8 protein-coding genes are annotated in these 10921 nt (G+C 56.7%); 3 read left to right on the plus strand and 5 right to left on the minus strand.

Annotated features, from left to right (window positions below):
• Positions 1-766: 766 nt before the first annotated feature.
• Together AC1DN0_RS39365 and AC1DN0_RS39370 are read left to right on the plus strand one after the other, a co-directional pair.
• Complete coding sequence (locus AC1DN0_RS39365) at positions 767-1375, plus strand: hypothetical protein (RefSeq protein ID WP_477146520.1); 609 nt, start codon at positions 767-769, stop codon at positions 1373-1375.
• Positions 1376-1573: 198 nt separating this feature from the next.
• A complete protein-coding gene (locus AC1DN0_RS39370) occupies positions 1574-2302 on the plus strand; it encodes a DNA polymerase ligase N-terminal domain-containing protein (protein ID WP_477111406.1) in 729 nt (242 codons plus the stop codon).
• A 206-nt stretch (positions 2303-2508) separates the two neighbouring features.
• Here the strand turns inward: AC1DN0_RS39370 and qatC are convergent, their stop codons facing one another.
• The 5 genes from qatC to AC1DN0_RS39395 form a co-directional block, all read right to left on the minus strand.
• Entirely contained in the window at positions 2509-3780 is a 1272-nt protein-coding gene (gene qatC / locus AC1DN0_RS39375; protein ID WP_441634454.1) for a Qat anti-phage system QueC-like protein QatC, read from the minus strand.
• Positions 3777-4538, minus strand: a complete 762-nt coding sequence (qatB, locus tag AC1DN0_RS39380; RefSeq protein WP_477146521.1) for a Qat anti-phage system associated protein QatB — start codon at positions 4536-4538, stop codon at positions 3777-3779. Before qatB ends, qatC begins: the two co-directional genes overlap by 4 nt.
• A 68-nt stretch (positions 4539-4606) precedes the next feature.
• Positions 4607-6445: a KAP family P-loop NTPase fold protein gene (locus tag AC1DN0_RS39385; RefSeq protein WP_477146522.1), complete on the minus strand. Its 1839-nt coding sequence runs from the start codon at positions 6443-6445 to the stop codon at positions 4607-4609.
• Between the two features lie 198 nt (positions 6446-6643).
• A complete protein-coding gene (locus AC1DN0_RS39390; protein ID WP_441634460.1) occupies positions 6644-7006 on the minus strand; it encodes a YHYH domain-containing protein in 363 nt (120 codons plus the stop codon).
• Between the two features lie 1500 nt (positions 7007-8506).
• Complete coding sequence (locus AC1DN0_RS39395; protein ID WP_441634464.1) at positions 8507-9013, minus strand: DUF6471 domain-containing protein; 507 nt, start codon at positions 9011-9013, stop codon at positions 8507-8509.
• 1637 nt (positions 9014-10650) lie between these two features.
• On the opposite strand from AC1DN0_RS39395, the gene AC1DN0_RS39400 reads away from it, so the two are divergent.
• The coding region (locus AC1DN0_RS39400) for a hypothetical protein (protein WP_477146523.1) at positions 10651-10921 on the plus strand (271 nt) is incomplete at its 3' end.

Consider the following 10921-nt stretch of genomic DNA (forward strand, 5'->3'; position numbering starts at 1 on the left):
CTAGTAGCATTCGTGCTCGTAGCGTCAACAGAAAAATCACCGACGTGGTACCTAGCCGTCGCTAACGCGCTGCCAGAGCTTGTCGCTCCGCTCGTTCTTCGCCATGCTGCGGCCCGGCTTGGCGATGTGGAGGGTCCACAACTTTCCGCGTTACGTGACCTACGCGAGCCTACAGGCCCAGTCAATCTGGCGCGAGTTCTGTTGCCAGAACTCTTCTCGCTACTTCCAGACCATGCGTCGCCTGGGCAAGTTCGCTTTTTGAACACGGTTCTCCTCCCTGCGGCGGGAATCCATGACACGAAGACCTTGTTAGGCGTGGCATCTGCGAATGTGGGCAATGATGGAATCGACGAGCGCCAACGGCTCGCTTACCTTGTAGCCGGCCTCCGAGCATTTCCTGACGTGTTCGGTCCTCAGCTAGATGAGCTCTTTTTGAGTTCATCCGTAGATGTGGCCGCGCTCACTGACGCCATCATCCAACAGTACGGTACAGCCGACGAAAGTCGGCGCTTCACTCCTAGGGTACTTGCGAGACTGGTGGAGATTCTCGCTCCCAGCGCAGCGGTGAATCATTTCGAAATAGACCGAATCCACACCCACGAGCACGAAAGAGGAGATATCAGTCCATCGACTGACGAAATGGCTCGCCGAAGACGCTTCTCCGCAGGCGGGAACAGAGCTCCGGCGCCTAAAGGCACTACCGTCGTTAGAAAGTTGGYGTGTCCATCTGGATGGTTGCTACTACGCCCAGCAGCGCTTTGCTCGAATGGCTTTTTTCAAGCCGACAGACGCGCTCGCAGCCGCGAATACCCTGGCCAATCGTGCACCCGCAAACCCGCAAGATTTGGCAGCGCTAATGGTCGACCAGTTGACCATTTGTGCAGAGCACATCCGTCACGACGATACGAACCTACTGCGGCTGTTCTGGACGAAAGACCACAATGGCGATGAGAAGCCAAAGTCGGAGAACGAATGCCGCGACATGCTCTTAACCCTTCTGCGCGAACGCTTGGCTCATCAAAACGTTGAAGCATCGAAGGAGGCGCACGCTGCCGGTGAGCGGCGCGCTGACATGCAAGGGGTACTGTTCGCCAAGAGTTCACGCATCATGGTCCCAGTCGAAATCAAGAAGGAGAATCATGAGACGGTCTGGACAGCGTGGCGAGAACAGCTGGGGCGCTACTACTCGGTCCATCCGGATGCAGGCGGAATGGGCATCTACATCGTCTTATGGTTTGGACACTCTCCTAGAGCAACGCCTGAGCGCGTGAAGCCTCGGGACGCCCAACATTTTGCGACATTGATGAGTGACCGGATACCGTCGGAGGAGTGGCCACATATCAAGGGCGTTGTCATCGACTTGTCTCGAGCGTAACCACCACAACACCCCTTCGAGCCAGCGCCTCACCATCATAAGTCCATTGCTGCTCGCGTGTGCATCGAGCGCGAATCGCGAGCTTAAATGAAGCTGACCAAATTGGTGCTCAAAGGTAGACCGTACCGGTTCATAGCGGAGCCATGCGATGGGCTGTCTTGGCTTGGCTTGGCGACTGAACTCGCCGTAGACTAGGCCATGGCCGCCAACTCTGAACGGACGCCCCTGCCGCTGTCCAAGTACCGGAAGAAACGTGACTTCAATGTCACGTCTGAGCCTGCACTGCAGAGCAGCGGTCCTTCAGCCGCAGGCCAACACTTGTCGTTCGTTGTGCAAAAGCACTGGTCCGCGCAGCTGCACTACGACTTTCGACTCGAGCTCGATGGCCTTCTACTGAGCTGGGCCGTCCCTAAGGGGCCGTGTTACGACCCTCAGGAGAAACGGATGGCCATCCATGTCGAAGACCATCCAATTGAGTATGCGAGTTTCCAAGGCAATATTCCCCCAAAGCAGTACGGTGCCGGAACAGTCATTGTGTGGGACCACGGCACCTGGGAACCTGTCGACGACCCGCGCGAGGGGATGGAGGCCGGAAAGCTAGTTTTCCGGCTGCACGGGGAAAAACTCGCCGGCGCATGGGAGCTGGTGCGCATCTCCAAGCGCGAAGACAAGCAAGACCACTGGATGCTTATCAAGAAGCGTGATGAGTGGGCCCAGTCCCTTTCCGAATATGACGTCATCACGACATTGCCGGACAGTGTCCTTGAGAAGCCCTTAGGCTTAATCGAGGAACGCGAACCCAGGTCCGGCCTCCGGTCTTTGCACGAAGCAGAGCCCGAAATCGACCTCACCCAAGCAGTGACCGCCGTGCGCATGCGCAAAAAAGTACAGCCAAGAAAGTACAGGCTATCGGGATGGCCAAAATGATGGCCCTTGACGAAGTAGTTGATGCAACGCGAGTCTAATTCGTCGGCGTAATTCAGTGCACGGCTAAGCATGTCCTTGCTAAGCACATGCCTCAAGCTCCGCGAAAAAAGCGGGCGTGGTCGAGCGACGCCAAGGACTGGTCACAGTGCTCGCGGGCGGCGGAACGCGACCAGCGGCGCTAATGCGGGAAGGTGGGAGGCAACCGGCTAGAAGACTTCCGCATGTTCAAGAAGTTGGCCCAGTTCCTCAATCCCTCGAGCCACTACCCCCTCGTACTCAGCCCGGTCCGCGCTATTAGCAAAGGCCAACTGGCCAGACGTGAGCCGCCGAACGCCGTGCTCCCGGTATCGAAGCACGGCGGCGGCAACCGCCCCAATGTCATTCGCGCCATTTTCGCGGCCCGCAAGTCGGAGGGTGGGAAAGTGGTAGCGTTCGGTGGGGTCCTCCACTCCCGCCCGAAGGAAGGATGACCTTCTAACCAAGCACGGGACACATCGGCCGCAATGAGTGTACTTGTAGTAGCCGTAGCGACCGCAACTGGTCGAATCACCGACCAACTCCATGAGCAGGTCCACATCACGGCATTCGCAAATGATTTCGCCCTTCGTCTTGAACGAGTATGGTCGCATTAGTCGCCCTCTAAGACCGAGCTCCGTCCAGACCTCTTGCAACCTTTCCATAAATACGGGATGGGTTGTCTTTGTGCTAAGGCTCCCGGCTCGACCAGGATTCAGCGGAATGTTCAGACTAATGAACCCATTTTCAGGAACGAACACATTCACCCGGTCCACACCGCTTATTGCGGACGCTGCGATAGCAGCAAACGCGAAAAAGACGATGGACCTACCGCGCGTGGAGCGCTCTGTAGGGTGGACGAGTTTGATATTGTGATTCCATTGCAGATACCGTTCGCGGGCACCAAGTCGTAGTGCGTACCGCCGTTGCGTTCGCGCATCCCCTTTCGCAATCTGAGAGACGAAAAGCGGCTTCCAGCCCATATTTGTTGCATCAATCGCGCCGACGAGGCTATCGACGCCTCCTGAAAGCAACGAGACGCAATCCGCTTCGAACACCTTGGGTGCCAGGGAAAACGGCGGAGCATCTGCACCTTCGATGAAGGTCAAATGCCAGAAGTCGCCGGTCAGGAATCTCAGCATGACCTGCAGCTTTCGCACTATCTGCCTGAACGGCTCCGGGTCGACGAGAGCAACCGTGAGGTCGATTACCCTAGTCCATCCATCAGCGCTCGTGGCACGAGCGACAGCGAGGTCCGCTGCAGATACCGCAAGCGCAAAGGTCGAGAAGTCCCAAGTCCGCACATCAGGAAGTATTCCCGAACGCTGGACCTTGCGTTGAATGCTCGTGCCCACTGAACTTACGCCCTGACGACCAGCACTTCGATACATCGAGATGTAGTCCACCCCTGGCGACAGGTATTGAGGAATCAACTCCGGTGGTACACATATCACTCGGTTCATAGCGTCCCCTCGTAGGCTTCGAACGTCATACGAAGTGCCTCATTTACCAGCGCGTCGAGCTGGGCCTTTGTCGGATTTGGGCTGTTTGCCCGAAGCGCTTCCAGTTGCACACCGACTTCGTTCTTCACAAAGTCGCGCATCTCCATCTCTCGTAGGACACCAAGTTCAGGGTCCAGTTTGGCGCTCTCGAAGAACTGTCCGATGTCGAACGAAAGCCGGTTGCACACTTCGTTGCCGAGGAACAGCTGAAGCAGAGTCCAGGTGTCGGCATCCTTCATGTTGAGCAACTCGACATCCGGCTGGAGCACCAGTAGTTCGGAAATGGCGAGGGCCATAGAGTCACGCATCGACTCCTCGTCGACACTTCCACYGGGCCCTGACAGCGCCTGCACAATCGCATCAGCCACCTCATCGGAGGACGGATTCGACGCGAGCAGATTCTGCACCCAGCTCGCAATGGCCGGGTCGGTACCCTCTCGAATGTCCTTGATGAAAGATACCAGTGCTGAACCAGCGTTCGCGGAAGCTCGCATCCGTGAGGAAAGCTTCCTTGCGCCTCCCATTCCGCTGCGGGAATAGTGACCGATTCCTCGAGACAGGTACGACGTTTCGCCGGTGCGAACGAACTTGCCGATGTCGCGCTTCGCATCAGCGTAGCGTCGAGGCTGGGCTACCTCGTCTTCCTCAGGTTGAGGCTGCGCGTCACCTTGCTCTGGTTCGGGGGCCTCGCCCCCAACTTTCGGCGCGACAACACTCAATTCCTCGAGCCACGACGGAGAAAGGCTTACTCCGCTGCGAGGTCCGGAGCTTGATGTGGAAGTTCCCACTATTGTGTACCTCCGCTTCGCTTGCGCAATACGGTCTTCAGCTGCTTTGGAGTCTCATCGTCTTCCAGCCATTCAGCGATAAGGGATTGCGCCCAGGCGCTCCTGGCCAACAAGGGGCCGATTGGCGCTGGCCGCTGAGCGCTTGGAATTTCCGACAGTGCGAACGCCAGCTTCACTCCAAGTCCCTCGAAGGCGTCCGTCACATTGAAGCAGCGGGTCACGGATGCAGGGGACCACTGGTCGGCCCGCGCCTTTCTGATGAGTCGGACAAGGATTCGCTCGGCATCTGCCTCACCCAAGTCTCTAATTTGCGCAACCACGCCAGGAAACACTTGGGTCACCTTAAGCATGGCGTCGAACTGTCTGCGCGCGGCGGGTGATAGTTCGTCATATGAAGCGAGAGCAAGCGTCCGGTCTCGACTGAGATAGAGATAGGGAGTCAATGGAACATCCGCTAGTGGTGGAGCCAACCTCACCCACTGCTCGTAAAACGTGCCGCCCCAACTTGCAACGGGCGGCACGTACGGCTCACCCTTGGACGCGCTGGTCTCAAGTGCGGTGAGGAAGGTAGGCTTGCCCTCGTCGCTAGCCGAGATGGCTTTTACCAGATGGTCGAAGGCAGCAGTAGATGCACATCGTTCGAAGAGCTGCACTTTTACCAGTTCCTCCAAGCCAACCGACATCCCTTGCGCCCTTGCCAGCGACTCTCGAATCATCAAGTTGTTTAGGAAACGCTTGATGAGGCGGGGATTTCCCGCAATTTGCTCAGCGGTGACCAGAATCGGCGCGAGCTGCTCTGCAACGTCGATTTCCTTTCCGACTTTGTCCGCTTCCTTTCCGAATGCCGTGGTTAGAACCTCTCGCGTTACGCCGCCGTCCCATGACTTTTTCAGGGCAGCCAAGATATGGCTTTGGGCCTCCGCCAATGTAGCGTGTGAGATGTCCCCGCGACGTGCAGCCAGGTCCGCGAATAGAAGCATGACGTACGACTTAACCTCGTTCACACCCAACCGGGGCACACGCAATGGTACCTGGATGAGCTTATCGAAGTAGCTTGTAACCAAGTCGTCACTAATGTCCGCCTGACCAAAGTGAGCGCGTACGGCGCTCCGAATCATGTCCTCGTCGGCGGCGATGACAAAGGCTGTCCTAGGGACGAGCAGTAACAGTCGAACAGCTTCAAGCGTCGAAATGGCCGTATTGGGAAGGCATCGGTCCAAGTCGTCGACGAGAACTACCAAAGTTACGTCCAGGTCTTTGAGCAGGTCGGCGAACGCCCTACGTAGCCCTTCAATTTCCTTGGGAAGAGACTCCGTTTCCTTCTCTGCCAAGAGCCCCTCCAGCTCAGGTTTGAGCTCGTTGTACGCATTCTTAACTTCGCTCAGCTTGTCCGCTGAGAAGGCATGGCTGGCGCCCTTTACAAGGCCGCCGACCGCGCCGAGGATAGTGCCCAATGGCCCGGCGGCAGTTCCCATGGTCATGCCAATCACAGTAGGCACTGCGATGCGCCCAAGCTTGAGCCACCGTACGCGCTTGGCAAAGTCCCAAGCCTTTCCCAATAGGTTCTTGTCGTTTTCTGCAAGCTCCAGCAGCTTATCAGAGACCGCTTGGAGAAGAGCCTGTCTTGCGTCGTCAAAACCTTGGTAGAGCCAGGCGTTGAACTCAAGGAAGACGTACTTGYCTTGGTCAGCGTTGCTACTTTGCAGCTTTTTGCCGACCATCTTCACCAGCGAGGACTTGCCCACGCCCCAACCGCCGGATATCCCAATCGTCAGCGGATGACCGCCAGAATCGCGGATAAGCTGTGTTGCTACGCTCGCGACAAGGTCGAAGTTCAAGAGGTCAACTTCAGCCTCTACGTCATGCCACATAGTCCCTGCCCCCCATGCCTACCCTCGATATCCAAGCCGATAGATTTGGCAAATTTTTTAAATACTACCTCTTTTGCTCTACGACCAAAAGAGGTAGTGACAAGAAGTCATCATAGGATAAGCGGATACGCCCTAGCGAGCCTTGGTCGCTCAGACCCGCTAGGCTCAACAGCCGCCGTAGTTTTTGCGGCCGCTCGCTGTAATTGTGTAGGTGCCACCGCGCGGCCCCGTATAGCAAGTGGGCTCCGCCGCCACGCCACGATTTGACACAAACGCTGATGCAGATGCCGGTCTGCCAGATGGCGCCGTCGCATTTGCAGTAGAAGTCAATCCGGCCGAGCCGGGCCCCCGATGGCAGTGGTACTCCCCGGTCTTGCGGTTGTGGTGGCAACCGTTGGCGTCCAACCCTCCGCCGTGGGCATTTGCCGAGCCGGCTATTAGCGCAAAGACAAATCCAACACCCACACGGAACACCGCCTTGCGACCAGCGCGCCCCAAAACTGGCGCACGAGCAGATATAACGTCCATCCCTCCCCCTTTCTTCTTTGATTTATCGTGCGGCTGACAACGCCGCTACTTCATTGTCCCGCGTGCGGAATGCCCTGACTATCCTGCGAGAGAGGGAGAAACTCGGTCCGCGAGAAGGCCTCTCACAGGAAAGACCACACTGGCAGCCAAGGACCAATCCAGGATGCCAGCGCGCGAGAGCCTCAGCGATTGGATGCAATTTGGCCGAGTTCGGCCAAACCTTGTCCTTGGAACGTGCGAATCGTTGTAGAGCCATATATAGAGCTTCGATGTGCCTGAGCGAGGAGGCGGATTACTGGCTTCGCGCTTAAGACGGTCGATTCCATCGGCGGTGAAGTCCCTCATAGAGACCTAGCAGAATGTCTGCCGCTAAGTCTTTGTGCCCGTCAGGGCGCACGGCAAGCCACGCTAGGTCTTCAAGCGATGCGCACATGCCACTCAGCTTAGCCACCCGGGTAGACAGACCCCGTGTGCGAGGCCTGTCACAACTCTAGTATGCGAGAGATGCATTTCCTGAGAAAGCGCTGGCAGGGTGTGCCGTATCCTCTCTCACCTTCCCCCTTCTCCCTGAGAGCCGTCGCTGCCCTCGCCTACCATCCTTCGGCGCAGGTCCAGAAAATCCGCGGTTACGTCGACCGTGCATGCGAGCCGCGCGTCGAAGGTCGCGCAACACTCCACGAAAGAGGCAGCCATTGAGGCCATTCCTGGCTCGCCAATCAATCGGTATCGCTTGCCATTCGCTGCTTCGGCCACCAGCCTCCGGAACTCCACTCAAGCGAACCCACCCACCCGCTGCTATGTCGTGGGCGTGCCATCATCCGCATCCTCAGGTGCGAGATACTGCGAGCTCACGTTTGTCTGTTGCGTAACGTTGTTCGCGAGAGCCCAGATAGCCCAGGTATGCATGCCATCCGGGTCGTATCCGGGCTGCCCAATTAGGGTGTAGCGACGTCCACTCTGAGTCTGTCCGGTCCGGGTCTGTATGTCGAAAGACGTGATTGCAGAGCTCACGCGACCTGAGCCGCTTGCGATGGATTGGCCAACGAAATGGTGCTCACCTCGTTCAGTCGCAATGACACGCCAACGGCGAAGCCCAATCTCCGGCTCCTCGTTCACTGATGCAACCGACCAAAAAGGCATGGCGCCCCCCAACGGGAGAACCGCGGCGCCGGATAGCTTTGATGATGCCTAAGTCGACAGTGTGCCGAGACAAACAACCGTTTGGAAGTTCGAACGCATCAGCGTCTGGCAGCTAGCAACCGCGGATAGGGGAATTGAGCGCTGCCAGGAAGTAGTTCTGCTTGTAGGCGACAGCGCGTGTGTAAATCGAGTGTAGTCCGTGCRGCAGCAGTTTCAAGGTTGGGCCGCCCTCCTCTGCATCACACCAATGACGGCAAGGTGTCCCTACCCGTAGGGACACCATCGAAAAGACCTAGCGCTTCCTTGCATTCTACGTTTTTTGTCCTAGTCTTTCGGTATGGTTTTACACATACCAAGACTTTAGCCACCATGAACGTGCAGCTGCGCAGCCTTTTCGATGTCGGTCTGGTCGACGAACCGCTGAAGCAAAGTGACAGGCGCTACGGCGGAAAGTTGGAGGAGGAGCGTGAATGGAAAACTGCCCGATGAGACTTGCTGCTCGAGTTGCGTCGTGCTCACCTCTAAGCCCAGCTTCTGCAACCGTTTGGTCAGGACGGCGTATGTCAAGCCGTGGGAGTCCAGCTCGCGAAGGAAAGTCCTGGTACACGCCTCCTCCCATGATTCTTGGCGCTTCGACAGTGTCAATCCATCCGGGAGGTCCGCCTCTACTGCAAGCAGGAGCTGGAAAAAGAAGCAGCAACGAAATGAGCCGCGCTGGACCTTACCCTCGACGGCACGGACGGACTCCACCAGGTCGACGGCCGCCAGGCATTCGACCAGTTGCTCGTACGAAACCCCTTTCCGCACCAGCAAGCCGCGGGCGGTACGTGACGCTAGTCGCGTCCACGCTGTATCAACATGACTCAAGCGGCCCTCGCTGATGTTGTTGCCCTGTTAACCGTATAGCAATAAACAGGGAAAAGCCTGCTCGTCCAAGCAGAACTAGAGCCCTCCTCCGGCAGAGCCAGGCATCTCAAGAACAGTGCAGCACATGCATTGTATCTGGTCCGCAGACACGCGGACCCCGATGCGAGACTGTGCGCCTCCTTGAGCGAGGCTCGTCGTGACCACTCTCTATCTCAATCCCGAGGGAATCCTGCACCCTCAGCACGCTACCGCCAAGCGAAGCCCAGAATCTCCTAGCATCCTGGCGAGCAACGTAGCACTGTTCGAAGAGCTTCTCCTAGCATCCCCTTCAACCGCAATCGTCTTGCATAGTTGGTATGTCTTTGAGGCAGGATACAGGGAGGCCCTCTCCTGCCTGCCAGCGACGACACGTGCAAGCGTCATTGGGGCGACCCTCCCTGGCAACAGATTCCATCGATACCACCACCCAGTCGTGACCGCCAGGCGTGAATGGCTGCGCGTCGACCTCCAGCGACGTCGCCCATCCCACCCGGTTCTGCTCGATACAGATTGGGGACAGGTTCTACCAATTCTTTGTGAATCCAGCGTCATCGTCGAAGGCCAGAAGGACCTGGAAAACGCTATTCAAGCGCTACGTACTCTGCTTCGCAACACGAACACAATCTCCGGTCCCAGCGACGAAAGGGGGAGTCTTCGGTACAGCGAGGAGCAGCTGCGATGAGGATTCTGTTCTTTGTGTGCGACGGAGTCCTCCACCCGTCGTGTAAAGGCGTGCCCGCTCAGCATCGAGGCACAACGGCAAACAGCATCCTGGACGCTGGATTCTTCCGATGGTCTCCGCATCTGGCCGAAGTTCTTGAGGACTACGACGACGTAGTCCTCATCAACGAATGCGAGTGGGGAGCCAAGCTTAAGCAGCGCACCCTCCTGCAGTGTCTTGGACCATCGGCGCGGTGGTTCGCTGGCTCCCTTGACAGCAGGCCAGCGTCGATTGAGAGCGCCAGGACTCTGTTCCTTCAGATTGCTCATCCGACCGATTGGATGCGCATGCTCCCGGCACCTCAACCGCAAGGAGCGAAGCGCATCCTCGTGGTCGACCCGAAACATGGCATCTCGGCAGCGACGGCGAAAGTCGCCTTTCGCAGGAGGTGGCACGTAGAAACCGCGTAGATAGTATTGTGCGATTATTAAGTAGTTAACTTTCAATATATCAAGTTAATGCCTATTGGCCGAATACACATTCTATGTGAGAGCACAGGGAAAACCCTCCACATCACCAGATAGTTTCTCAAAAATCTGCTTGCACAATTTCACGGCAGGCATAAACTCGACTGAACCATGGAGGCTGTAATCATGGAGCATAGAAAACCCTACCACGCATCCAACTAGCCCTCTGCCGCTTAGGACGGGTCGGTAAGAACGTCGCCCCGCAGCAAGCCCCAGCCGGCACCACCTTTCGAGGAAATCGAATTTCTCGACGGGGAGCTATTTTTCGCAACTCAAGAAGGAGATTATCTTGAGATGCCCCGCTTTTGCCTGTGAACTTAAAGAGTCATCTTTCTTGAAGAAGGTGAGTTATTGCCATCATTTTTTGTGCATCAGAAGTGCTAATCACCAACACCAAAAGGAGCATTGGAATGAAGCAAGCAAACCTGAGTGAACACGTGGAGAATATCCTTTGCCAGATGAATATACCTGAAGAAGGACGGCGATATGTTCACCACGTTATCAACAACGGACCTTCACGTACCGTGAAGAATCACTATGGAAACGTGATGTCTCGATACCCAAGTAAGAAGATGGGACATCATATTCTAGTGGAGAGCATGGCTGGCGAATTGGCAAAAGCGATGGAGTAYGAAAACGACGAAAGCGTTATCGCTTACTTCGCGCAGCCTAAAGAAATCC

The sequence above is a fragment of the Cupriavidus sp. 05N39 genome (genome assembly GCF_056397325.1).

What these genes read in the sequence shown, in the direction of transcription:
- AC1DN0_RS39365 (WP_477146520.1), top strand. Translation starts at nt 767, where the DNA reads ATGGCTTTTTTCAAGCCGACAGACGCGCTCGCAGCCGCGAATACCCTG.
- AC1DN0_RS39390 (WP_441634460.1), bottom strand. Translation starts at nt 7,006, where the DNA reads ATGGACGTTATATCTGCTCGTGCGCCAGTTTTGGGGCGCGCTGGTCGC.
- qatC (WP_441634454.1), bottom strand. Translation starts at nt 3,780, where the DNA reads ATGAACCGAGTGATATGTGTACCACCGGAGTTGATTCCTCAATACCTG.
- AC1DN0_RS39370 (WP_477111406.1), top strand. Translation starts at nt 1,574, where the DNA reads ATGGCCGCCAACTCTGAACGGACGCCCCTGCCGCTGTCCAAGTACCGG.